The organism is Sporosarcina sp. SAFN-015, assembly GCF_051966875.1.
Classification (GTDB): Bacteria; Bacillota; Bacilli; order Bacillales_A; family Planococcaceae; genus Sporosarcina.
Map to the genome: position 1 here is coordinate 1 of NZ_JBQCKP010000017.1, position 23,840 is coordinate 23,840.

Annotated in this window: 23 protein-coding genes, 1 tRNA gene, 1 other RNA gene, 1 pseudogene and 1 other annotated feature; of the genes and pseudogenes, 4 read left to right on the forward strand and 22 right to left on the reverse strand. The window is 44.6% G+C overall.

Going from position 1 to position 23,840, the window contains the following annotated elements:
- Nucleotides 1-414: 414 nt before the first annotated feature.
- The 6 genes from ACTHPA_RS18110 to ffs all read right to left on the reverse strand — a co-directional run bounded on the left by ACTHPA_RS18110 (nucleotide 415) and on the right by ffs (nucleotide 4,087).
- A complete protein-coding gene (locus ACTHPA_RS18110; RefSeq protein WP_440502312.1) occupies nucleotides 415-678 on the reverse strand; it encodes a pro-sigmaK processing inhibitor BofA family protein in 264 nt (87 codons plus the stop codon).
- Between the two features lie 86 nt (nucleotides 679-764).
- The gene (locus ACTHPA_RS18115; protein ID WP_440502314.1) at nucleotides 765-983 is read right to left on the reverse strand and encodes a YaaL family protein; all 219 of its coding nucleotides are present in this window, start codon (nucleotides 981-983) and stop codon (nucleotides 765-767) included.
- Nucleotides 984-996: 13 nt separating this feature from the next.
- On the reverse strand, nucleotides 997-1,593 hold the full coding sequence (gene recR / locus ACTHPA_RS18120; RefSeq protein ID WP_440502316.1) for a recombination mediator RecR: 597 nt from the start codon (nucleotides 1,591-1,593) through the stop codon (nucleotides 997-999).
- Between the two features lie 11 nt (nucleotides 1,594-1,604).
- The gene (locus ACTHPA_RS18125; RefSeq protein ID WP_239433651.1) at nucleotides 1,605-1,925 is read right to left on the reverse strand and encodes a YbaB/EbfC family nucleoid-associated protein; all 321 of its coding nucleotides are present in this window, start codon (nucleotides 1,923-1,925) and stop codon (nucleotides 1,605-1,607) included.
- A 23-nt stretch (nucleotides 1,926-1,948) separates the two neighbouring features.
- Entirely contained in the window at nucleotides 1,949-3,715 is a 1,767-nt protein-coding gene (gene dnaX, locus ACTHPA_RS18130; RefSeq protein WP_440502319.1) for a DNA polymerase III subunit gamma/tau, read from the reverse strand.
- Nucleotides 3,716-3,820: 105 nt separating this feature from the next.
- An RNA gene (ffs, locus tag ACTHPA_RS18135) (signal recognition particle sRNA large type) lies at nucleotides 3,821-4,087 on the reverse strand.
- Nucleotides 4,088-4,355: 268 nt separating this feature from the next.
- Between ffs and ACTHPA_RS18140 the strand changes: the two genes are divergently transcribed.
- Nucleotides 4,356-4,448 (forward strand) — tRNA-Ser (locus ACTHPA_RS18140).
- 93 nt (nucleotides 4,449-4,541) lie between these two features.
- On the opposite strand, the gene thrB is transcribed toward ACTHPA_RS18140, so the two are convergent.
- The 3 genes from thrB to ACTHPA_RS18155 are packed head-to-tail and all read right to left on the reverse strand — an operon-like array spanning nucleotide 4,542 to nucleotide 7,797.
- Entirely contained in the window at nucleotides 4,542-5,444 is a 903-nt protein-coding gene (thrB, locus tag ACTHPA_RS18145; RefSeq protein ID WP_440502321.1) for a homoserine kinase, read from the reverse strand.
- Nucleotides 5,444-6,502, reverse strand: coding sequence for a threonine synthase (thrC, locus tag ACTHPA_RS18150; protein ID WP_440502323.1), 1,059 nt, complete (start codon nucleotides 6,500-6,502; stop codon nucleotides 5,444-5,446). The genes thrB and thrC overlap by 1 nt, the downstream gene beginning before the upstream one ends.
- Nucleotides 6,499-7,797 (reverse strand): homoserine dehydrogenase, encoded by a 1,299-nt coding sequence (locus ACTHPA_RS18155; protein ID WP_440502325.1) that lies wholly within the window; start codon nucleotides 7,795-7,797, stop codon nucleotides 6,499-6,501. Before ACTHPA_RS18155 ends, thrC begins: the two co-directional genes overlap by 4 nt.
- Before the next feature lie 157 nt (nucleotides 7,798-7,954).
- Here ACTHPA_RS18155 and ACTHPA_RS18160 point away from each other — a divergent pair, with 157 nt between their 5' ends.
- Entirely contained in the window at nucleotides 7,955-9,322 is a 1,368-nt protein-coding gene (locus ACTHPA_RS18160; RefSeq protein ID WP_440502326.1) for an aspartate kinase, read from the forward strand.
- 87 nt (nucleotides 9,323-9,409) lie between these two features.
- Here the strand turns inward: ACTHPA_RS18160 and ACTHPA_RS18165 are convergent, their stop codons facing one another.
- The 6 genes and pseudogenes from ACTHPA_RS18165 to ACTHPA_RS18190 form a co-directional block, all read right to left on the reverse strand.
- On the reverse strand, nucleotides 9,410-10,126 hold the full coding sequence (locus tag ACTHPA_RS18165; protein ID WP_440502328.1) for a 3-ketoacyl-ACP reductase: 717 nt from the start codon (nucleotides 10,124-10,126) through the stop codon (nucleotides 9,410-9,412).
- 160 nt (nucleotides 10,127-10,286) lie between these two features.
- The gene (locus ACTHPA_RS18170; RefSeq protein ID WP_440502353.1) at nucleotides 10,287-10,859 is read right to left on the reverse strand and encodes an acetylglutamate kinase; all 573 of its coding nucleotides are present in this window, start codon (nucleotides 10,857-10,859) and stop codon (nucleotides 10,287-10,289) included.
- Nucleotides 10,860-10,983: 124 nt separating this feature from the next.
- Nucleotides 10,984-11,754 (reverse strand): YibE/F family protein, encoded by a 771-nt coding sequence (locus tag ACTHPA_RS18175; protein ID WP_440502330.1) that lies wholly within the window; start codon nucleotides 11,752-11,754, stop codon nucleotides 10,984-10,986.
- Nucleotides 11,751-12,891: pseudogene (locus ACTHPA_RS18180) on the reverse strand (YibE/F family protein). The gene ACTHPA_RS18175 and the pseudogene ACTHPA_RS18180 overlap by 4 nt, the downstream one beginning before the upstream one ends.
- A gap of 169 nt (nucleotides 12,892-13,060) precedes the next feature.
- Nucleotides 13,061-13,729: a deoxynucleoside kinase gene (locus ACTHPA_RS18185; RefSeq protein ID WP_440502332.1), complete on the reverse strand. Its 669-nt coding sequence runs from the start codon at nucleotides 13,727-13,729 to the stop codon at nucleotides 13,061-13,063.
- Nucleotides 13,726-14,361, reverse strand: coding sequence for a deoxynucleoside kinase (locus tag ACTHPA_RS18190; RefSeq protein WP_440502334.1), 636 nt, complete (start codon nucleotides 14,359-14,361; stop codon nucleotides 13,726-13,728). The genes ACTHPA_RS18185 and ACTHPA_RS18190 overlap by 4 nt, the downstream gene beginning before the upstream one ends.
- 132 nt (nucleotides 14,362-14,493) lie before the next feature.
- On the opposite strand from ACTHPA_RS18190, the gene tadA reads away from it, so the two are divergent.
- On the forward strand, nucleotides 14,494-14,994 hold the full coding sequence (gene tadA, locus ACTHPA_RS18195; protein WP_440502336.1) for a tRNA adenosine(34) deaminase TadA: 501 nt from the start codon (nucleotides 14,494-14,496) through the stop codon (nucleotides 14,992-14,994).
- Nucleotides 14,995-15,014: 20 nt separating this feature from the next.
- Here tadA and serS read toward each other — a convergent pair whose 3' ends face one another.
- The 4 genes from serS to pdxS all read right to left on the reverse strand — a co-directional run bounded on the left by serS (nucleotide 15,015) and on the right by pdxS (nucleotide 18,403).
- Nucleotides 15,015-16,289 (reverse strand): serine--tRNA ligase, encoded by a 1,275-nt coding sequence (gene serS / locus ACTHPA_RS18200; RefSeq protein WP_440502338.1) that lies wholly within the window; start codon nucleotides 16,287-16,289, stop codon nucleotides 15,015-15,017.
- Between the two features lie 69 nt (nucleotides 16,290-16,358).
- Nucleotides 16,359-16,570 (reverse strand) — a binding site (T-box leader).
- Nucleotides 16,571-16,617: 47 nt separating this feature from the next.
- A complete protein-coding gene (locus ACTHPA_RS18205) occupies nucleotides 16,618-17,190 on the reverse strand; it encodes an NUDIX hydrolase (protein WP_440502340.1) in 573 nt (190 codons plus the stop codon).
- 14 nt (nucleotides 17,191-17,204) lie between these two features.
- Nucleotides 17,205-17,423 (reverse strand): hypothetical protein, encoded by a 219-nt coding sequence (locus tag ACTHPA_RS18210; RefSeq protein WP_440502342.1) that lies wholly within the window; start codon nucleotides 17,421-17,423, stop codon nucleotides 17,205-17,207.
- A 134-nt stretch (nucleotides 17,424-17,557) separates the two neighbouring features.
- Nucleotides 17,558-18,403 carry a pyridoxal 5'-phosphate synthase lyase subunit PdxS gene (pdxS, locus tag ACTHPA_RS18215; protein ID WP_440502344.1) on the reverse strand — a complete coding sequence of 282 codons (846 nt, stop codon included), beginning with the start codon at nucleotides 18,401-18,403 and terminating at the stop codon, nucleotides 17,558-17,560.
- A gap of 257 nt (nucleotides 18,404-18,660) precedes the next feature.
- Between pdxS and pdxR the strand changes: the two genes are divergently transcribed.
- Nucleotides 18,661-20,064 (forward strand): MocR-like pyridoxine biosynthesis transcription factor PdxR, encoded by a 1,404-nt coding sequence (pdxR, locus tag ACTHPA_RS18220; protein WP_440502346.1) that lies wholly within the window; start codon nucleotides 18,661-18,663, stop codon nucleotides 20,062-20,064.
- 29 nt (nucleotides 20,065-20,093) lie between these two features.
- Here the strand turns inward: pdxR and ACTHPA_RS18225 are convergent, their stop codons facing one another.
- The 3 genes from ACTHPA_RS18225 to ACTHPA_RS18235 all read right to left on the reverse strand — a co-directional run bounded on the left by ACTHPA_RS18225 (nucleotide 20,094) and on the right by ACTHPA_RS18235 (nucleotide 23,640).
- A complete protein-coding gene (locus ACTHPA_RS18225; RefSeq protein ID WP_440502348.1) occupies nucleotides 20,094-21,437 on the reverse strand; it encodes a serine hydrolase in 1,344 nt (447 codons plus the stop codon).
- Nucleotides 21,438-21,584: 147 nt separating this feature from the next.
- Entirely contained in the window at nucleotides 21,585-23,051 is a 1,467-nt protein-coding gene (guaB, locus tag ACTHPA_RS18230; RefSeq protein WP_440502350.1) for an IMP dehydrogenase, read from the reverse strand.
- Between the two features lie 109 nt (nucleotides 23,052-23,160).
- Nucleotides 23,161-23,640 (reverse strand): glutathione peroxidase, encoded by a 480-nt coding sequence (locus ACTHPA_RS18235; RefSeq protein ID WP_440502352.1) that lies wholly within the window; start codon nucleotides 23,638-23,640, stop codon nucleotides 23,161-23,163.
- Between the last annotated feature and the right edge of the window lie 200 nt (nucleotides 23,641-23,840).

The following is a 23,840-nucleotide window of genomic DNA, read 5'->3' on the forward strand; positions in this document are numbered from 1 at the left end:
TTGACGTTTTGCTGTTCAGTTTTCAAGGTTCATTGTGCGCCGCTTCGTCAGAAGCAACTCTTATATAATACCATCTTCGCAATTCCTTTGTCAACAACTTTTTTCAAAAACTTTTAAGCTGTTTTGAAGTAGTTATTCATTTATCGGAAACGCGAGGATATTAATATAACATCTCCTCTTCATAAGCGCAATACCTATTAAAAAAACAATTTCTTTTGACATCTAGTCATTTACCAATCAACTTCTATAAAGGGTATTGAAGAGTCAACCCTTACTAAAGTTAGATATCCTTTTGTGCTTTACTAGCTTGTTGGGCAATTGCAGCTCCTTGTAGTTCAAGCGCCGGATGGCAATAATTTATATTTTATTCCCCCACATAAAAAATGCCCCTTCTATATATAGAAGAGACATTCATCATAGAAAAACCGCAAACGCGAATAACGCAGCGAAGCCTGGTATTCCCAATACGGCTAAAAGGAGGCCGGATGCAATATTCACCGGAAAATAGATTCCAATAAAGCCGCCGACAATATTCAAGATAAAGAGTGCAAGAAATGCGAAAGCCAAACGGAACCAAAATACAGATAGACGCTCGGACAATTTCTTCAATTGCTTTTTATCCATCATCAATAGTAGTAATAGAATAGCTCCGATGGTGGCGATGCCGATAAATTTCATGGAAAGCGCTCCTTTCGACTAATAGTCCACTCTATGCGCTTTCCTAGTAAATTATCACGTTCGTCCAGCTCCCAATTCGCTAAGGCTCATCCGCGATCTATGCGAAGCTGGCGTTCCTTTGCTTCTTTGAATAAATGAAAGTACTTACTTTCAGCTATCTTTCTTCGTACCATCACTTCTTGATCATAGTCATTCAAATACTTCTCAATTTCCCTCGCCCGCTCCCACTCTTCCTTTGTTTCGAGAAGCAAGTTGTAAAGCTGGGCATCGAATTCCCTTTTTAATTTTCTCTTTCGGCCAAACATCGACGTTGACCTCCTATAATTCTCTGCGTCCTTCAAGTGCTTTCGATAGTGTCACTTCATCCGCATATTCTAAATCTCCTCCGACAGGAAGGCCATGTGCAATTCTCGTAGTCGTTATGCCTGACGGTTTTACTAGTCTCGAAATATACATTGCTGTCGCTTCCCCTTCGATTGTCGGGTTTGTCGCTAAGATCAATTCTTCCACTTCTTCATCTTGAAGCCTGGTCAATAAGGAAGGGACATTGATATCTTCAGGCCCAACACCGTCCATCGGAGAAATTGCACCATGCAGGACGTGGTATAGACCGTTGTAATCCCTCATCTTTTCCATGGCAATCACATCTTTTGGATCTTGGACGACGCAGATCATAGACCTGTTACGAGATTGGTCCTGGCATATCTGACATGGATCTATATCGGTTATATGCCCGCAGACTGAGCAGAAACGCAAATTCCGTTTTGCATCGACGAGCGCCTTGGCGAAGTCTAGAACTGTATCTTCTTTCATACTTAATACAAAAAACGCCAGACGACCCGCTGTTTTCGGGCCGATGCCTGGCAGTTTCATGAAACTATCGATCAGTTTCGATATCGGTTCAGGATAATGCATGTCTTTTCCTCCTAGAACATTCCAGGCAGGTTCAATCCTTTCGTGAATTGCCCCATTGTGGAGTTCGTTAGTTCTTCAGCTTGCTTCATCGCTTCATTTGTAGCAATCACAACAAGGTCCTGCAGCATTTCCACGTCCTCCGGATCGACGACTGATGGATCGATGACAACTTCAAGCACTTCCTTATGGCCTGAAACGACAACTTTCACCATGCCGCCTCCCGCTGTTCCTTCAAGACGCTTTTCACCTAGTTCTTCTTGGGCTTCCGCCATTTTCTTTTGCATTTTCTGCATTTGCTTCATCATGCCTTGCATATTTCCCATACCACGCATAGTGATTTCCTCCTCAATTTTGTTTAATCATCATGTACTTTTATGAATTCCTTGCCAAACATTCTTTCCGCTTCCGCAACAATCGGATCATCATTCAACTGCTCGGCTTCCTGAACGAATGAAGGGAGTTCCTCCGCTCCATCCTTCTCCTCGCCTGCTGTCTCGTCCGTATTATCCTGTTGCTTCGTCAAACCATTATTCCGGATAAACTCCTCTCTAACCTTTAGCCAACCGTCCTCCGGAACATACACGACATCATATGCTTTGCCGGTACGTGTGCGGAGGGCTTCCGATAGGCCAGATCTAAGCGAGGAATTTTCCGATGCCATGAGGCAATGGATTTCATACTTGAATTTTAACACAAAAGCGTTGTCAGATGCCGCTACAGGTTCAGTTTCTTCAAGGAGTGCCGAGTGGGATCTTTGCAATGTCTGCATCATTGTCGCCCACTCTTCCCGAATCACTTGAATGTCTTGACGGGTGGCATTTTTCAGAACTTCATTTATCTTTCCAGTCGGTATTCTGAATGCTTGGGATGATTTAGAAGCATTTCTTTTTGGCTGTGCAGCAGCCGGTGCGCCTTCCGCGGGACGAATCCCATTGGCAAGCTGTTGCTGGAGGTCTGCAATGAGCCGTTCCAGGCTCTCCACCTTTTGCGCGAGGTGAGGATCGGCCGCTTGATTGCCCGCAGCTTGTACAGCCGGCCCTTCCAGATGGATCATTTTTAGCAATGCTGATTCCACATACACTTTCGCATGGTTTGAAAAACGCATTTCCTGTTGTGTCTTCGAAAGGATATCTATGAATGAATAGAGAGTTTCCGGTTCGAATGCGTTGGACATGGATACGAATCGTTCATCCCCTGAAATCAATTCAAGCAGGTTGATTAAATCCGGAGCGGTTCTCAATAGAAGGAGATCCCTGAAAAATGTTATAAGGTCCTCTGCCAGGCGCGATACATCCTTCCCCTCGGCAATGAGTTGATCGAGCATTGTCAATGCGGCTGCGGCGTCTTTTGACAGCAGTGCTTCCGCTAATTGATAGAAAATATCTTCCCCGATCGATCCCGTAACGAGCAGTGCACTTTCCGCTGTCAGACGTTCACCGCTGAAAGACACGACTTGGTCAAGCATGCTGAGTGCATCACGCATTCCGCCTGAAGCAGCCTGCGCAATGACCTTCAATGCCCCTTCATCCGCGTCGATACCGGCATCGTCCAACACTTGTTTCATCCGATCTACAATTTCAGCTGAAGTGATCGGTTTGAAATCGAAACGCTGACATCGGGAAATGATGGTTAACGGAAGCTTATGGGGCTCTGTCGTTGCCAAGATGAAAACCGCATGCGCCGGCGGCTCTTCCAACGTCTTTAACAGTGCGTTGAACGCTGAATTGGATAACATATGCACTTCATCGATAATATAGACTTTAAAGCGAGCATTCGATGGGGCGAATCTTACTTTCTCGATAATATCCCGTATTTCTTCCACTCGGGAGTTCGAAGCGGCGTCGAATTCGATAACGTCTGTATTCGACCCTTCTGTCACGCTAATGCATGTTGGACATTCATTGCACGGCTCACTTGCGGGGCCGTTCTCACAATTCAATGCCTTCGCAAATACCTTTGCAGCGCTCGTCTTTCCCGTCCCCCTCGGTCCTGAAAACAGATAGGCATGGGACGTTTTATTGTGCAGCAAGGCGTTTTGCAATGTTTGCTTTACGTGTCGCTGGCCGGACATTTCGCTGAAGGACTGCGGGCGGTAGACACGATAAAAAGCTTGATAAACCACCATTCCCCCTCCTTTCCTTTTCGAAGCAATAGTACTTTTATTATAACATAGATACATAAAAAAACTCGCCCGATAAACGGACGAGTTGAATTTGAATATGTAATGCCGTGCACCTTCCTTCGACTGCCGCACATAAGCGTTACTCCTGTCGACAGCTCAGCCTAGGCTGCCCCGCGGCACATGAGAAATACCACTTAATGCTGCTTCCTTCCGGACCTGACATGGTTCATGGGTTCCCATTGCGCAGGACCCAGACGTCAACACTACGTGCAAGAGGCAGACCCTACATGCGAACAGCCTCGGGAAAGGAATTCAGTCTTGCTAGAGCGGCTTGCAAGTTACAGGGCACCGCTACCTCCCCACCTAGCACGGCTTTATTAGTATACATGTTTTTATGGATGAAATCAACCCGTCCTCACAGAAATAGGAAAGGAAGCTTATTCAGATGGATACCGAAACTTCTATTATTTCGAATAAAATCTCAGGCGTTTATTCGTGTTTCTTTGAAATTTGTTTTTTTAATGTGTCTATAAAAACAAAGAAAGTAGACAGATTTCCCTGAATATATTTTCTTAAATGAGGTACAGATAAGTAGTTGACACCTTATATTAAAACATGATAAATTATGTTTTGTTGATACGGAGGAATACCCAAGTCCGGCTGAAGGGATCGGTCTTGAAAACCGACAGGGGTGTTAAAGCCCGCGGGGGTTCGAATCCCTCTTCCTCCGCCATCCATTTTAAAAAAGCGCATAAGTTGGAGAAGTCTGTTACATTAAATGTAATGGATTTTTTTTATCTAAAAAAGATGCCCGGCCACACATTGGCTAGGCATCTTTTTGTATTGTGGAACCGATAGGAGATGGTGTGATTGCAATCGCTCTGTAATATGGGAATTCCTTTTCCAGCTGCTTCGCAATTTCCTCCTGCTTCCCTTCCTTCACTGCCACAAACAAGGAAGGACCTGCTCCGCTGATTGTCGTCCCGTATGCTCCTAATCCATGACAAAAATCACGTATTTGATCAAAGTCTTGCAGCAACGGTTTTCGGTATTGTTCATGGAAAATGTCCTTCTCCATCATCTTGCCGGCCAACTCCCAATCCCCAAGCGCCATGGCGGTCAGCATGACGTTGCTCGCGGCATTCCCCGCAGACGCCACTGAATGAGGCAGCTCCTGGGGAAGAAACCCTCTAGACTCCGAAGTCTTCAACGCATTCGGCGGAACGAGAATGATTACACCGATTATCGGCTGCGGCAGTTGGACGACTTCTAATTCATTTTCTATGAAATAGGCGACTGTCACGCCTCCTAAAAGGGCAGCGGCTACATTATCTGAATGGCCTTCAATTTCACTGCCGATTGCTACTTTCTCTTTCGGTGACAATGATAGATCGAGCAGCTCGTTAGCAATTTCAATTCCGGCAGCGATGGCTGTTGCGCTGCTGCCGAGTCCTTTACCGAGAGGAATATCGGAAATGACGCGCAAAGTGTGTGGACGAACTTCCTTGCCATGCCTTCCCGCCACGTCTTGAATCGTTCGGACGATTAAATTCGTGTCGTCAGTCGCCAAACCGGCATATTCTTCTCCCTCGTAATGGACATTCCATTTCAGTGCCTCTTTTACCTCGACGGTCATATACAAGGAAAGCGCCATCCCGACACTGTCGTACCCTGGTCCCAAATTCGCTGTCGTAGCTGGGACGACGACCGTGAATAATGGTGCCTCCATCAGTTTGCCCCTGCCTTTACATCATTCAAAAATGCATCGAACTGCTCCCTGGAGAGGAATGGTTGCCCTTCATTTACTATAATCGCTGTTTCAGGATCCTTCAGTCCGTTTCCTGTCAGCACACCTACAATCGTCGTCCCTTTCTCGATCAGACCTGCATCGAGTTGTTTCTTAATGCCTGCAATCGTTGCACAGGAGGCAGGCTCTGCAAAAATACCGTCCGTCGAAGCTAAAAGACGGTAGGCTTCCAATATCTCCTCGTCCGTTGCGGAAAGAATCGCCCCGTCTGACTCTTCAAGAGCCGCTGTCGCCAAATGCCAGCTTGCGGGATTCCCGATCCGGATGGCTGTTGCAACAGTTTCAGGTTCTTCGAATACATGGTCGTAAACAATTGGAGCTGCTCCATCCGCTTGTACGCCTAATAACTTCGGCGTACCTGAACCTTTTTTCTCGTCATATTCCTTAAAGCCTTTCCAAGCAGCAGAAATATTCCCTGCATTTCCGACTGGCAACGCAAATATATCAGGTACTTTCCCTAATTGCTCGATTGTTTCGAAAGCAATCGTCTTTTGTCCTTCCAGCCGGTATGGATTCACTGAATTCACAAGAGCAATTTTCCCTTCGCCCGCTTCACGGACCATTCGCAGCGCTTCGTCGAAGTTTCCTTCGATCGCCACGATTTCCGCACCGTACATTTTCGCCTGCGCCAATTTCCCAAGAGCAATCCGTCCTTCCGGGATAACAACGATTGTCCGCATCCCTGCGCGTGCGCCGTACGCCGCTGCTGAAGCAGATGTATTGCCCGTGGATGCGCAAATGAGCGCGGTTTTCCCTTCCTCTTTCGCTTTAGCGACGGCCATCACCATGCCGCGATCCTTGAAAGAGCCTGTCGGGTTTGTCCCTTCTGTCTTTACGTAAAGATTGATGCCCCATTGTTCGGAGAGGTTTTTCAAATGGATGAGCGGTGTGTTTCCTTCTTGTAATGTCAGTTCCGGCGTATTCTCCGTCACCGGCAGCCATTCTTTGTATTCTTCGATTAATCCATTCCATCTTCTCATCTGTTTTCACCCTCCACTCGGTAGTAGCTCACAACACCGTTCACTTCCGGTGTGTTATGCAGTTCATTCATGATGTCTAAATGCTGTTGCCTTGAAATGCTATGTGTAATCATAATCAAGTCGACGCCCCCATTACTGTCGCCTTCATGCTGGACGACGGTTGCAAGGCTTGCTCCATGATTGCTGTAGATCGATGCCAATTTTGTCAGGACGCCCACTTCGTCTTTGACGGAGATTCTGTGCAAATAGCGGCCGATGATTTGGTTGTCGTTTTTTACTTTATACGTATATTGCGGTGCATGGAGTCTTTTTCCGTTTACACCGAGCAATAAATTACGGCACGCCGCGACGATGTCTCCTGTTACCGAAGTCGCTGTCGGCAACGAACCTGCTCCCGGTCCATAGAACATCGTCTCCCCGACGGTGTCCCCATATACATAGACGGCATTGAATTCATTATTGACAGAGGCAAGCGGATGCGAGTTTTGGATGAATACCGGCTCTACGGAAATTTCGATTCCATCGTCATCCTTTTTCGCAAATCCAGCCATTTTCACAGTGAAGCCGAACTGTTCCGCCAATGCAAGGTCGCCATCTTTGATTTCCTTCATTCCTCTCACAAAGACGTCGTCCAAGCTGACATCTGTTGAAAAGGCAAGTGACGCGAGGATTGTCATTTTCCGTGCCGCATCAATTCCATCGACATCCGCTGATGGGTCGGCTTCCGCGTAGCCAAGCTCCGTCGCTTCTGCCAAAGCTTCTTCATACGTTTTCTTTTCGTGTTTCATTTTCGTCAGGATGAAGTTCGTCGTTCCGTTTACGATGCCTGTCAGTGCACGGATCCGGTCGGATGCAAGTCCGTCTTCAAGCGTTCGAATGAGCGGTATGCCGCCACCGACGCTCGCTTCATAGAACAAATCACATTTATGTTCATCCGCAAGCTTCAATAATTCATGTCCGAATTGAGCCATGACATCTTTATTCGCCGTCACGACTCCTTTGCCTGCTCGAAGCGACTTCTCAATCGCTTGTTTTGCCTCACTTGTCCCTCCAATCACTTCTACGACGAGATCGATTGACGGATCTTCAATTACTTCGTCCAAATCTGTAATGAAAATGTCCGGTGACAGTTCCGTATCCCGTTTTTTCGTTGCATCTTTTACGAGGACTTTTTTTATCTTTACAGGAACACCTAATTTATGGTTCAAGTCATCTTGGTGCCTATGTATGATTTCAGCTACACCGCCACCTACGACACCGAATCCAAGTAAACCGATATTGATTTCATTAATCATATTTGACGATTCTCCTCACTATATGTACACTATGAAAAAACAATCGTTCTTCGCATAAGGACATTATAGAGAAATAAACTTTCAATAACAACCCCATTTATGTTAAAGTTCAAGATATCATGAATTGTAATTTTATTAAAGATTGGATCTGATGAATATGAAGGTATGTAAATTCGGCGGCACTTCCGTTGCCACTGCCGATCAAATTAGAAAAGTAGTCGATATTGTAACTTCCGACAGTGACCGTAAAATTGTTGTTGTTTCAGCGCCTGGAAAACGCTTTTCGGATGATATTAAAGTGACTGACCTCCTGATCCGACTTGGTGAGAAGGCATTGGCAAATGAAGAAACAGAAACCGATCTGCTGGAAGTCGTCGGTCGATATAGCTCGATTGCTGAAAGTCTCGGACTCGACAGTGACATTATTCATAAGATAGATCAAGATTTACGCGAACGACTTTCTCGCGACAAAGATGACTCCCTATTGTTCATGGATACGATGAAAGCTGCGGGCGAGGATAATAATGCAAAGTTGATTGCCGCCTATTTCCAATACATTGGGTTTGATGCGAAGTATGTCAGCCCTAGAGAAGGCGGATTGCTCGTAAACGATCGTCCGGAGCGTGTTCGGGCATTGCCTGAAGGGGATGAACGGCTTGCAAAATTACGTGATGAAAGAGGAATTATTGTTTTTCCGGGATTTTTTGGCTATACAGAAGACGGAACACTCCGTACTTTCAATCGAGGCGGCTCAGATATTACCGGCTCTATCATTGCGGCAGCTGTGAAGGCAGATCTCTATGAAAACTTTACAGATGTCGACTCGGTATTTGCTGCCAATCCGACTGTGATCGAAAACCCGGTTGCGATCGAAAAGATGACATATCGTGAAATGCGGGAACTCGCCTATGCAGGCTTCTCCGTTTTTCATGACGAAGCGCTCATCCCCGCTTTCCGGAAATCAATCCCTGTAAGTATCAAAAATACAAACAATCCTGAAGCACCAGGTACGTTGATCGTCAAAGAACGGGATTATAATGAGCAGCAAGTTATCGGAATTGCTGCGGACAGCGGCTTTACCGCCATTTACGTCGATAAATATTTAATGAACTTGGAAATTGGATTCGGTCGCAGACTTCTGCAGATTTTCGAGGAAGAAGGCATTTCGTACGAACATACGCCGTCTGGTATCGACAACCTTTCCATCATCATCCGTAGTCGCTTCCTGACGAAAGAGAAGGAAGAACGGATTGTGGAGCGGATCCAGAAAGAATTGGAACCGGATGCTGTCATCGTTGAGCACGATTACTCGATGATCGTACTTGTAGGTGAAGGCATGCAATATACGACCGGCTTGGCAGCACGGGCTGCGACAGCCATTGCGAGAAGCGGCACCAACATTGAAATGATTAACCAAGGGTCATCCGAAGTCAGCCTTGTTTTTGGGGTAAAAGTACAGGACGAAACGAAGAGTTTGAAAGAGTTGTATAACGAGTTTTTCGTGAAGTCGTATGTACAATCATAAAAATAAAGCCGCTCTTTTGTTTTAAGAAGATGCTGATCAAAAAGACGCTATCCACTGGATAGCGTCTTTCTATATTAATTCAATCGATTAAGGATTCGTTGACCAGAGTCCAGCATGTTTTAAAACGACACGAGGGTGAAGTTTTAGCTGTGCAACCATTAAGTCCGCTAAATCTTCTGCTTGCATCACTTTTTCAGGGTTGCCGTCTGTCAAGTTCAGTTCAACAGCCATATCCGTTGCAACCGTACTTGGCGTCAATGTTGTCACTCGAATATTTTTCTTGCGCACTTCAAGCATTAATGACTCACTCATTCCGATCACTGCGGCTTTTGAAGCCGAATATGCACTTGTGATTGGTGCACCTTTTTGACCAGCCGTTGATGAGATATTAATAATGTCACCTGTGTTCCGCTCGATCATTTCCGGCAATACCGCGCGTGTTGTGTAGTACACGCCTTTGACGTTGACATCGATAATATTTGTCCATTCTTCAGGCGTTAAGTCCATGAAGCTGCCGAACTTTGAAATGCCAGCGTTATTCACTAAAATGTCGATTGGACCTAGCTCTCCACGGATGGATTCGACTGCTGATGCAATCGAGTCTAAATCTGCCACATCTGCCGCAGCGAATGCTACCTTCACGTCATATTGTTTAAGTTCCTCTGCAACTCGTTGTAAATTTTCAAGCGTGCGTCCAACTAGACCTACGTGAATACCTTCTTTCGCAAATGCCAATGCTGTTGCTCGTCCGATTCCGCGGCCTGCTCCTGTAATTAATGCCACTTTTCCTGCGATTGATTGCATGTTTTTCCGCTCCTTTACTTATGGATGTCTCTATTCTAGATGAAAACAACTACAAATGCTTTACTGACGATTGGTTGATATTAATCGTGAATAATGACTAGTAAACTAAAAGCAGTGGATATTTACGCTTACTAAACGTAATATCCACCGCTCATTTTCATTAAGGTACGAACATGTAAGGAAATTGCTTAAATATGCCCTCCGAAATCATATCCGCCATCATCAACGCTTCTGCCTCAATTTGGTCGAACACTTGCACTTCCAATTCGAAATTCTTTTGGATCATACATACCGCTTCGAGCTTCGTCAAAGCCAAATGGGAATACATCATCTTCCGAAACGCTTCTTTGTCGATGTATGGATTAATCCTATTCAGAAATTCTGCAATTTCGTCTGCATTCCGGTACCACTCCGCTTCTTTCTGCTCTGCCTTTTCCGTATCTCCATTTACAGCGGCGGTCACCAAATCTGCCGCAATCATCAAATGTTCAGAGATAAGATCACGATACGCATCTGCAATTTTATCGCCATAATATGGTCTCAAGGCATTTCCCATGTCTGTAGCATTTCGCAATAGGCGTGCGAGTACAAATTTCAAATCCGGAACTTGGAAAACGATTGCAGTGATAGCCATCCGTGTCCACGTGACATGCTGCTCCCAGAGAAGCCGGTTTTTATTCCATAATGTCACTTGAGCGCCGCTATAACAATTGATAGGTCGTGAAGGGCTCATAGGAAACTTCGGATACGCCGAGTCAATTCCATAATATTGGTTCACTCTACCACTCCAATATTCATACTTGGGTCAGTACATATTATTCGATTGGAGCAATATCGGTGAATTTGCCCGATATCATCTATACCTGCCCTTTTTCCCTTTTCCTAATTAAAAGATATGCATTGATGCCCGACGCAATTAGAAGACTCAGTGCCACTCCGATACCGGCACATAGAATCGAAATCATTTCGGCACTGAATATTTTGGAGTTGAGAATACCCCCAACGGAATAGTGAAGATCTTTAAACCATAACAGCAATGCTAAATAGCCTCCGAAAAATACGAAAAACAATGTATTCGTATCCGCACCTAAAATATCTCGCCCGACTCTCATTCCTGAAGCAAATAAATCTCTCCTGCTGATTGATGGATTGTTATTGAAGATTTCATGCATGGAAGCCGCCATTGAAATTGCCACATCCATAATGGCACCGATTGTACTCATAATAATTACTGAAGCTAAAAGTTTCGTGAAATCAATGCCAATGAAAAGTGAAAATATGCCTAGCTCATTTATTTCCTCCTCGCCAAAGCCTTGGATCATTGCATATTTTGTCACAATGATGATAAAGAAAAGCAACAACATAATTGTGACCATCGTAGAAATAAAAGCGGCAATCGTTTTACTGTTTACTTCATTAATAAAAAACAGGCTAATGCAGCTAATAAGTACACATGCGATGACCGTTATGATTATGGGATTCCATTGTGGATTTGTCATCAGGAAAATCGTGAACATGATAACGCCAAAATTCAAGAATAAGGAAATAAAAGACCTGACTCCTTTTTTTCCACCGACAATCAACATGAGTACAAATAAAATGAGCGCTAGCACAACAATTACATTCATGATTTCACCCTCTTTCGATTCACAAAATAAAGGGTCGTGTAAAGACCGATCGGAATCGTCGATACAATTCCAATTCCTCCGACGAGAGCGCGGGCCAATTCTAGTGAGAGATTCATGGAAAGGGTGAAGCCCAGAAGGGATGCATTTTTTAAGTATAAAATGATGACTGGGATCGACCCACTAATATAAGCAAAAAACAAAATGCTTGTGATCGTCCCCATAATATCCTTGCCTATATCAATACCCGAGGCTTTCAGTGCCTTCATGGATATATCGTTATTTTGTTCGTATAAAGCAAAGAGTGAAGAGGACATCGTAATCGCAACATCCATTACGGCACCTAACGATCCGATGAGCAATCCTGCCATAAAGACCATATGGTACGGACGCGTCAAAAATTGCATTTCTTCGTAGCGGAGTCCATTTCCTGAAGAGGCCCAAATAACAATATACGCAAGGCCAAGGGATATGAATGTCCCTAACAAGGTCGCCAGTATGGCAGCGTAGGTCTTTTCATTCAAACCGCTGACGATTGTCAAGGAAATAATAGTGAATATAATCCCGCTAACAGCGCATATCAAAACTAAACTGATCGATGGGTTTTTAAATGTAAACATCCAAGGCAAATGAAAGTAATGTGGCGTTTACGGCTAAGCTTATAATTGACAGCAAGCCTTGCTTCTTCCCTGCAATGAGTAACGTAAAAACAAAAATCCAAGCAATCAGCACAACGAATTGGTCACGTTTTACATTAATGATGCTTCCGGTTAACGTGGAATCTCCCGCTTTATTCGCTTCAATCGAAACGAACAGTCCATTTCCAACACGGTATTGTTGATCGTAAGCTCCAGATGAGGAATACTTATTCGTTAGTTGGATTAGCTGTCCTCTATGTTCTCCGTTTTTTATTTCAGCAGTGATGTGCTGTGTGAACAGACGATCTTTGTTATTATTCATATCCGTAATGTTAGATACATCTGCGATTTCAGTTTGAATGACTTTTGCGATTGGCTGCCCGTAAAATGTATAATTATGGTTAACTACAAACATAGAGACAGCAAAGCAAAGTCCTAGTAAAGAGACAAGTAGAATTTGTTTATATGTCATCTTTTTTAATCTGTTCATGACAGCATTCAAATAAAACCCTCCAGTATAGACAACCCTTCTTGCATTGTTCACAGTGTCAGATACCCTTTTTCAGCCATTAGGCATCCCACTATATCAAAGTTTGAGGGGAATTTTGATTCTATTCAATAAAAACGAAAGAAGCACCGCAAATGATTCATTCACGATGCTTCTGTCTCTATTATTTTTTTAGGGCTGCAGACAAATTCAGCATATTGCCAATCCGCTCAACGACCGTTTCCACCTCATGTGGATTGCTTTTTAAATCGTAATCTGTAATATCAATCCGAAGTACAGGACAAGCATTGAAGGAATCGATCCACTTTACATAGCGTTCATGCAGTTCTTCCCAATAGGACAGCGGCGTCTGCTGTTCCATCGAGCGACCTCTCTCTTGGATACGCGCAATAATTTTCTCAAACGGTCCGTCCAAATAGACGAGCAGGTCAGGATGCGGGAAATATGGAGTCATGACCATCGCCTCGAATAGCTTCGTATACGTATCATAATCAACCGGATCCATCGTCCCTTTGTCTTTATGCATCTTGGCGAAGATTCCAGTGTCTTCATAAATTGAACGATCTTGGATGAAACCGCCACCGTATTCAAAAATGCGTTTCTGTTCCTTGAAACGTTCCGCAAGAAAATAGATTTGCAAATGGAAGCTCCATTTTTCAAAGTCATCGTAAAAACGGTCTAGATATGGATTGTTATCCACGTTTTCTAAAGACGTCCGAAAATCTAGTGCTTGCGCGAGTGCGTTCGTCATCGTCGATTTACCGGCTCCGACTGTTCCTGCAATCGTGATGACTGCATTTTTCGGAATCCCATATTTTTCTCTTAAGTTCATTGTACTGCTCCTTTTCGTATCGTCTCATCGACTTTGCTTAGAATCGCTTGTAAATCCCGCTCGTCATTGACAAAGTCCATTTCATCACCGTTAAAATGAAGGACCGGGATGTCCGGATGCGCAGCTTCAAAGTCTGCGATGAACTGTTCATAATCCTCCGACAGCCTTTGCAGATAGGAAGGATCGATATTCTTTTCGAAGTCACGCCCGCGCAGTGCAATCCGCTTCATCAACGTATCAAGTGTTGCATGTAAATAAATGATGACATTCGGAACAGGCATGTCCTTCGTTAATATATGGTAAATCTCTTCGTACTTGGCATATTCATCCGCAGGAAGTGAGCGCCTTGCAAAAATGAGGTTCTTGAATATATGATAATCCGCCACGACGGGCTGTTGTTGGCTTAAAAACTTCTTTTGAATATCGCTCAGCTGTTTATAACGGTTGCATAGGAAGAACATTTCAGTTTGGAAGCTCCATTCCTCAATGTCTTCGTAAAATTTATTTAAAAATGGATTTTCATCCACGATTTCGCTTAATTGATGGAACCGTTGCGCTTCTGCAATCGCTTTTGACAACGTCGTTTTGCCTACGCCGATCGGCCCCTCTACCGTAATGAACGGAACAGACATAAAATGCTCTCCTTTAATTCGTCAATTTCTGCACTTCATTTTATCATAATAGGGTGTTGAAACATAGATGTTGTCGAAAAATGGCAAGGACACTTTGCAGGATGATACACTAGTTGCAAGGAGAGATGACAGATGGATGTATTTGAAACAGACCGCCACTTCATGCGACTGGCGATAGAAGAAGCTAAAAAGGCCGAGACGCTTGGCGAAGTTCCGATTGGAGCAGTCATCGTGAAAGATGGGGAGATAATTGCCACTGGGCATAACTTACGGGAAACGTCCCAGAATGCGGTCACACACGCAGAGTTATCTGCCATACAAGATGCATGCAGTGCAATTGGCAGCTGGCGGTTGGAAGAAACGACGTTGTATGTAACACTCGAGCCATGCCCGATGTGTGCAGGTGCAATTTTACAATCACGGATTCCACGCGTCGTATATGGGGCACGTGATCCGAAAGGCGGCTGCGTTGATTCATTGTACCGATTGCTGAACGACCCACGTTTCAATCATGAATGCGAAGTGGCGGAAGGCGTGCTTGCGGATGAATGTGGAACAATGCTGACAAGTTTTTTCCGGTCATTGCGGGAAAAGAAAAAAGAACAAAAAAAGGCGATGCGGGAAGTCGAGTGACTGTCGCATCGCTTTTCTTTTTATCGAATAACTTCTTTTCCACCCATGTAAGGACGCAGTACTTCTGGAACGATGACAGATCCGTCTTCTTGCTGGAAGTTTTCCAGGATAGCTGCAACTGTCCGTCCAATTGCCAAACCGCTTCCGTTCAACGTATGAACGAATTCAGGTTTCGCACCTTGCTCGCGACGGAAACGGATAGAAGCGCGTCTCGCTTGGAAATCTTCGAAGTTTGAGCAAGAAGAGATTTCACGGTATGTTTCCTGTGTCGGAATCCATACTTCAATATCGTATTTCTTCGCTGCTGTGAATCCTAGATCCGCTGTGCACATTTTTAGGACGCGGTATGGAAGTCCAAGCAATTGCAATACTTTCTCCGCGTGTCCTGTCAATTTTTCCAACTCATCGTAGGACTCTTCCGGCTTCACAAAGCGGACAAGCTCGACTTTATTGAACTGATGCTGGCGAATCAAGCCACGTGTGTCACGACCTGCAGATCCTGCTTCTGAACGGAAGTTCGTGCTGTAAGCAGTATAAGCGATCGGCAATTGAGCACCATCTAGAATTTCGTCACGGTAATAGTTCGTCACCGGAACTTCAGACGTCGGAATTAAGAAATAATCCTCTTCCTCGATCAAGAACGCATCCTCTTCGAATTTCGGCAATTGGCCTGTACCTGTCAAGCTCGTACGGTTTACCAAATATGGCGGTAGCATTTCCTCATAGCCATGCTCCTCTACGTGCAGATCGAGCATGAAGCTGATCAACGCACGCTCTAGTCTCGCACCTAGTCCACGATAAAACACAAAACGGCTGCCCGTCACTTTTGCTGCACGTTCAAAATCGAGCAAGTTCAAATCCGTCCCAATTTCCCAATGCGGCTTCGGTTCAAAAGTGAAATCCGGCTTCTCGCCCCATGTACGGACTTCGACGTTATCATCTTCGCTATCACCGACCGGTACTGATTCATGCGGAATGTTCGGAATGCGCATCATAATGTAATTCAAATCTTCTTCGACTTGATGCAATTGCTCATCAAGCGTTTTGATTTCATCTCCGACTTCACGCATGCGTGCGATTACGTCATCCGCATTTTCCTTATTGCGCTTCATTTCCGCTACTTTTTGCGAAACTTCATTACGCTCCGCTTTCAGCACTTCCACTTTCGCAATCAGTTCTCTCCGTTTTTCATCCAGTCCGACGAATTTATCCAAATCCGTCAAGTCTTCTCCGCGCTTCGTAAGCTTAGCTTTTACTTCATCGAAGTTCGCACGAAGCAATTTAATGTCTAACATAGCCGATTCCTCCTCAGTTTTGAATGTGACGATTATTTTCAGACACAAAAAAAGCCCTCTATCCCCTATACAAGGGACGAGAACTACCCGCGTTGCCACCCAAATTGATCAGCAAAAAGCTGATCCACTCTTTGAAATAACGGTTCAATGTCCGGCAAGGCCTACTCTTCGTTCAGCCCAGCTACTCAGGGACGGATTCACAAGTGTCTTTACCGGCTCGCACCACCCGCCGGCTCTCTTTGAAAAACTTGCTTGCTACTGCTTCCCATCATCGTCTTTAATTTGAAATTAACACCACTTTACTACATACAGCCACTGTTTGCAAGTTTCACGAAGTTATCGTCTTTAACATATCCGCAATTGCGTTAAAATATTCTGTTTCATGTGGAACAAAATCATTCAAGCTCATTTGTTTGCCGTCTAAGCAAACGATGTTTTCAACTTGTCCCCTAAAGAGTGCCTGTAAATCTCCGATTGAAACAGCGTGAATGCTATCTACTTCTTCCTGTTGCAATGTGAAATCAGTCGGCGCGAAGGTTGATTGATAAAGAAAAACATTCGCAAATTCCTTGTCAATGAATTCCGGCAGCCTAATGACGTCTCGAACAGCCCCCATCCTCTTTAACTTGGAAAGGTCCACTTGTATGCCAAGCTCCTCCTCCACTTCACGGATTCCATCCATAACATTCTCGTCCGCCAATAAATGACCCGCCGCTGTAATATCATACAAGCTTGGGAAATCATTTTTAGTGGCGCTTCTTTTTTGAATAAAAACATTTGCTTCATCTACGAGCCAACAATGGAATGTCTCGTGCCATAAGCCTTTCTTATGGATGATGTCTCTCGTTTCATCACATACATACTTATAATCTTCATCGAATACTTTCAGCAACTCTACCAACTTCATACTCCCTTTCAACGAAAAGCATTGATTATACTAACAACAAGGATCCATGTGAACACTACAGCAACAATTGCAGAAGTGATTTTCGTATAAAGAATTGCTCCCTTTGAAAATTCAGGCTCCCCATCATATTGCCACCGTTTCCCAAATAACATCATTTCCCGTGGAGCCAAAAATGTCAATACGCTGACTGGAACGAAGAGGATGAACAAAAAAATTGCTTCAGCCATCCCGCCCACCTCCTTGTTACATTTACGCCTTCTAATCTTTACTACGCTATTTCCTCATTAAATGTTTCAAAAACATCTATCCATAACAATAAAAAAATCCAGAACATACACCGTATGCTCTGGACATCTTCCCATCAAACTCCACGTACCGCCATTAATTCACTTTCTGCTAACTTACTTATTTCTAGACCTTTCATCGGCGTGCCAATGTCTTTAGATAAATCACCGATCAATGCATAGTTACGGAAGTCCTCCGTTGCCATGACAATCGCTCGCGCGAAGCGTTCAGGGTTGTCGGATTTAAAAATACCAGAACCGACGAATACGCCGTCTGCGCCAAGCTCCATCATCAGCGCAGCGTCCGCAGGAGTCGCTACGCCGCCCGCTGCATAATTGGTAACCGGTAAACGCTTCGCTGCGCGTATGGAGAGCAACACATCATAAGGCGCTGCCAAGTCCCTCGCAGCTACCATCAGTTCATCATTATTCATATGAATGATTTGATTCACTTGCGCATTCACTTGACGTAGATGGCGTACCGCTTCAACGATATTGCCCGTTCCCGGTTCACCTTTCGTACGAAGCATCTTTGCTCCTTCTCCGAGACGGCGCGCCGCTTCACCTAGATTACGAGCGCCGCAGACGAACGGCACTTTATAATCGCTCTTCAATAAATGAAACTCGTCATCCGCCGGAGTCAACACTTCACTTTCATCTATGAAATCCACACCCATTGCCTCCAACACACGTGCTTCTGAAATATGTCCAATCCGCACTTTAGCCATAACCGGAATCGAAACTGCCTTTTGAACTTCTTCAACGATGCGCGGATCTGCCATCCGGGCAACTCCGCCCGCTGCTCGGATATCCGATGGGACGCGTTCAAGCGCCATAACTGCCACTGCTCCTGCTGCCTCCGCTACTTTTGCCTGTTCTGCATTGATAACATCCATAATTACGCCGCCATACTTAAAATCCATTAACTCTTCCCCCTTTTCATTTCATTCAGTATACTAGAGTATGACCATATTGAAATACTCAGTTTGATGATAAATGAAGGGGTCAGATTGTTTTTATTAAATAGTTCTATAGTCACAAAATGACCATATATCTTGGGAAATGATCAATATAACTCGGGAAATAATCAATAACAAGTTTGAATTGATCAATATATCCCGGGAAATGATTGATATCCATCGGGAAATGACCGATAACTTTTTTAGGCGAGGTGCATCACATGGAAATGCTCTTAATTGAACTGAATAAAGATAGCGAAACGCCTCTCTACGAGCAAATTTACCAACAAATTCGCAATGACATCACCGAAGGGAAGCTCGTTGTAGGCGAAAAGCTGCCTTCAAAACGGAAACTCGGTGAATTTCTCGATGTCAGCCAGACGACGATTGAAATCGCTTATGGACAGCTGGCGGCGGAAGGGTTTATTACATCCAAACCGCGAAAAGGCTATTTTGTACAGGAAGTCGGCGAATTGGCATATGTACAGCCCACCGAGGAATTCAAGTTTACTGCAAAAGAGGTACGAAAAGAACTTGAAATTGACTTCTCACCGGGTAAGATCGATACGGAGTCATTCCCTTTTGCACAGTGGCGGAAATACGCAAAAGATACCATCGATGAATCGTCGTCGCACCTTCTACTATTAGGTCATCCGCATGGAGATGTAGAGCTTCGGCAAGAAATTGCGAAGTATTTATACCATTCGAGAGGGGTCGATTGCTCCGCGGACCAGATCATCGTCGGCTCGGGTACGGAACAGCTTATGCCATTGCTCATCCGAATTCTAGGACCGAGAGCAAAGTATGCCATTGAGGATCCGGGATATCCGCTCACCCATCACGTCTTCTTCCATAACAACCGGGAGGCTGTGCCGATTGCAGTCGACATGGAAGGAATGGACGTTCAGGCGCTCCAGCAGTCGGAAGCAACTGTGGCTTATGTGACACCATCCCATCAGTTCCCGACCGGTACAGTACTCTCTGCGGCCCGTAGAACAGCTTTGTTGAACTGGGCGGCAACACATGCCAGCAATTTTATCATAGAGGATGATTACGACAGTGAATTCCGCTATACCGGCCGCCCAATCCCTTCTCTGCAAGGAATGGATAAGGCAGGCAACGTTATCTACGTCAGCACCTTTTCAAAATCTCTTATGCCATCACTGCGGATTGCCTATATGGTGCTTCCTCCTGTTTTGCTCAAACATTACGAAGAGGCATTCATCCACTACTCATCGACTGTACCGCGGCTTGACCAGCACACGCTAGCACGTTTCATGGCGGACGGCCATTTTGCCCGTCACTTAAACCGGATGAGAAAGGTATATAAACGCAAACTACAGTTGCTTACCGATTCCTTGCAGCAATATGCGCCGAAGATTACATTCTCAGGGGACGAGGCAGGCATGCACATCCTCATCAATGTACGTACAGATGAGAATGAGGACTCATTAACCAAGGCAGCTCTAACGCAAGGCATTCGCGTCTATGGTTTGAATGAGTACAGTAAAGTTTCAAAGAGTTCGCAGCCGTCCTTCTTAATCGGTTTCGGAGGCTTGGCAGACGACAGAATTACATGGGCTGTCGAGCGACTGATGAAAGCTTGGAATATAGAAAAAAGGTGATGGATCCTAAGCGGACCCATCACCTCATTTTATTTGAATAAACCTTTTATAAACCCAGTTGCACTATCCCAAATACCGGAGAAGAAATCACCGATTGCACTCATCATCAATGAGAACCAGCCGGCTTTTTCAACGTCATCCGTGACGACGACATCCATGCCGAGGTTTTTCGAATCGATGAATCCGTAATCATCGCCCTCTTTTTTAACAAGCTCTACATGTCCGACGACTGTTCCCTTTTTAATAGGCGCTTCGAGTGACCCATCTTTCAATAGCGACTCATCGAGGACAAGTTTCGGCTCATAGAGATCCTTTTCATTCGACTTGATCATCGCCTGGATTGGCTCTTTCACTTCGATGGAAACGGTCTTCTCTTTCCCTTTTAGGACATTCAATGTCTTTTGCTTTTTGAATTGATAGCCTTCTGGTAGAAGTTCCTCTTCAGAAAACTGGCTGAAACCATAATCGAACAATGCACGTGTCGCATCGAACCTTGCCTTATACGAGCCGACTCCATTTGCGTCAACAGCCTTCATGACGACAGCGATGACCCGCTTATCGCCACGTTTCGCTGTTCCTGTAAAGCAATGGCCAGCGAAATCAGTCGTTCCTGTCTTCAATCCGTCAACGCCTTCATATTCATAAACGAAACCTGGAAGCATAAAGTTCCAGTTGTCCATCTTAATAGCATCCGATGTTCCTTCACGGAATATTTTCGAATTGATTTTCGTCGTTTCCAAAACTTCCGGGTAATCTTTCATCAAATGGTATGCAAGTCGTGCAACCGATTTGGCAGGCATGACGTTCTCGTCTTTGTCGCCAGTCCCTTGCGGATGCATCCCTTGTAAGTATTCATTGTTCAAACCTGTAGAATTGACGAATTTATAATCAATCAAACCAAGTTCTTTCGCTTTAGCATCCATCAATTTCAAGAATTCTGTTTCCGTGCCTGCAATCGTTTCAGCAATAGCGATTGTGGCAGCATTCGCCGAATAAATTGCTAATGCTTCATAAAGCTCCCTGATCGTATACGTGCCGTCTTTACGAAGCGGAACGTTGCTTAAACGCCTGTCCTGGGAGATCGCATATGTGTAATCAGTTACTTTGTATTCTTGATCCCAACTGATTTTACCTTCTTTTATAGATTCAAATAAGATATATTCAGTCATCATTTTTGACATACTTGCAATGCCGAGTGGTGTATCTGCATTCTCTTCGTATAAAATTTTTCCACTATCCGCGTCAATTAGAATGGCACCATCCACGTGAATGCCAAGTGTCGATTCTGCTTGTGCAGGCGCTGTGCCGAACGTCATCATTAATACAAATGGAATGATCAGCAAAGCAACCCATTTTCTCATTTCCCGTTTCACCAATATACCTCCGTCATTGCAATTTTCCACTTTATATTTTAACACATCATGAACACGATTAGGGGGTTCGATTAAAAAAGCACCTTTCCGCTCATATCAAGACGTGTGGAAAGGTGCTGAAGTTCCCTATTTATAACTACTGCTTTATTATGAAATGGAGTAGTTTGGCGCTTCCTTCGTAATATGCACTTGGTGCGGATGGCTTTCACGAAGACCTGCACCAGTCATGCGGATGAACTGTGCTTTTTCACGCAAATCATGAAGGTCTTTCGTTCCGCAATAGCCCATGCCAGCCCGGATTCCGCCAACGAGTTGGTGGATCGTGTCTGCAAGTGGCCCTTTGTAAGGCATACGGCCTTCGATTCCTTCCGGCACTAGCTTCTTCGCATCTTCTTGGAAGTAACGGTCTTTGGAACCATGTTCCATTGCGCCCACTGATCCCATGCCACGGTATACTTTGAAACGTCTGCCTTGGAATATTTCCGTATCTCCAGGGCTTTCAGTCGTTCCGGCTAGCAAGCTTCCTAGCATGACGACATGTCCGCCCGCAGCCAAAGCTTTTACGATATCGCCGGAGTATTTTATTCCACCGTCTGCAATGATTGTTTTTCCTTGTTTACGTGCTTCAGAAGCACATTCATAAACTGCAGTGATTTGAGGAACACCGACGCCTGCAACGACGCGTGTCGTACAAATGGATCCTGGCCCAATTCCTACTTTGACAACATCGGCGCCTGCTTCGTACAATGCTGCAGCCGCTTCCGCAGTTGCTACATTCCCCGCAATGATATCTAGTTCCGGATACTCTTTACGGATTTGTGCAACCGTATCGAGCACACCTTTCGAATGACCGTGCGCTGTATCGATAACGATGACATCAACTTCTGCAGCAACGAGTTTCTGAACCCGTACCATCGTATCGGATGTTACGCCAACAGCTGCTCCGACAAGTAGACGACCTTGACTGTCTTTCGCAGCATTCGGGAACTCAATCACTTTTTCGATATCTTTAATTGTAATAAGACCTTTTAGGATTCCATTTTCATCGACAATCGGCAGCTTCTCGATTTTATATTGCTGCAAAATCTTTTCAGCATCTTCCAACGTCGTCCCGACTGGAGCTGTCACTAAATTATCCTTCGTCATCACATCATTGATAATAAGCGAATAATCTTGGATGAATCGCAGATCGCGGTTCGTCAAAATACCAACAAGTTTTTGCTCGTCCATATTGTTGACGATTGGAACGCCAGATATACGATACTTGCCCATTAAATGCTCCGCATCGAATACTTGGTGTTCAGGAGTGAGGAAGAAAGGATTTGTAATAACGCCATTCTCTGAGCGTTTCACCGTTACAACTTGCTCTGCCTGCTCTTCGATAGTCATATTTTTATGAATAACACCAAGTCCGCCTTGACGCGCCATTGCAATTGCCATTTTTGACTCAGTCACCGTATCCATGCCAGCACTGATAATTGGAATGTTCAAAGTCATTTTCTCCGTCAAACGGACCGAGAGATTTACATCCTTTGGCAATACCTCCGAAGCACCCGGCACAAGCAATACATCGTCGAAAGTCAATCCTTCGCGAGTGAATTTAGATTCCCACATTTCGTTTCCTCCTCTAATATCATTATCTGCAGTTGAATATTATTAAAAGGTTATCAGCGCTTATAGGACGTGTCAAGGCGACTGGAATAAGAAAATGAATTCCATAAATTCACTGAATTAACTTTTCAATTGCTCTTCGCATTTTATCCGGGGAAGTTTGCGGTGCAAACCGATCTACCACGTTGCCTTTCCTATCAACAAGAAACTTTGTGAAGTTCCATTTGATGCCCTCAGTGAGCAGTCCCTTCTTTTGTTCTACTAAAAAAGAAAACAACGGAGCAGAATTACTTCCTACAACATCAACCTTGTTAAACATCGGAAAAGTGACTCCATAATTCCTTTCACAAAACGATAAAGTCTTTTCAATCGAATCGAATTCTTGATTCATGAAGTTATCTGAAGGGAAGCCTAAAACGACAAATCCTTGGTCACGGTAATCCTCGTAAAGCTTTTGAAGCTCTTTAAACTGTTCCGTAAATCCGCATTTACTCGCTGTATTAACAATGACGGTAACTAACCCTTCGTAGTCCTTCATTGATTGCAAAGTACCATTTGGCCTTTCAACTGAAAAGTCATAAACGGAAGCCATATTCATCATCGCCTTTCCTAATCGTTATTAATCAACAATAAGTCAACTTTACAGGCAATGCAAAGATGATCATCGAATAGCTTTACCTCCAAATGGAATAATTTCAAACACAAAAAAACCATCCCCCACAGGGGATGGCCTTTGCCCGGCGACGTCCTACTCTCACAGGGGGAAGCCCCCTACTACCATCGGCGCTGAAG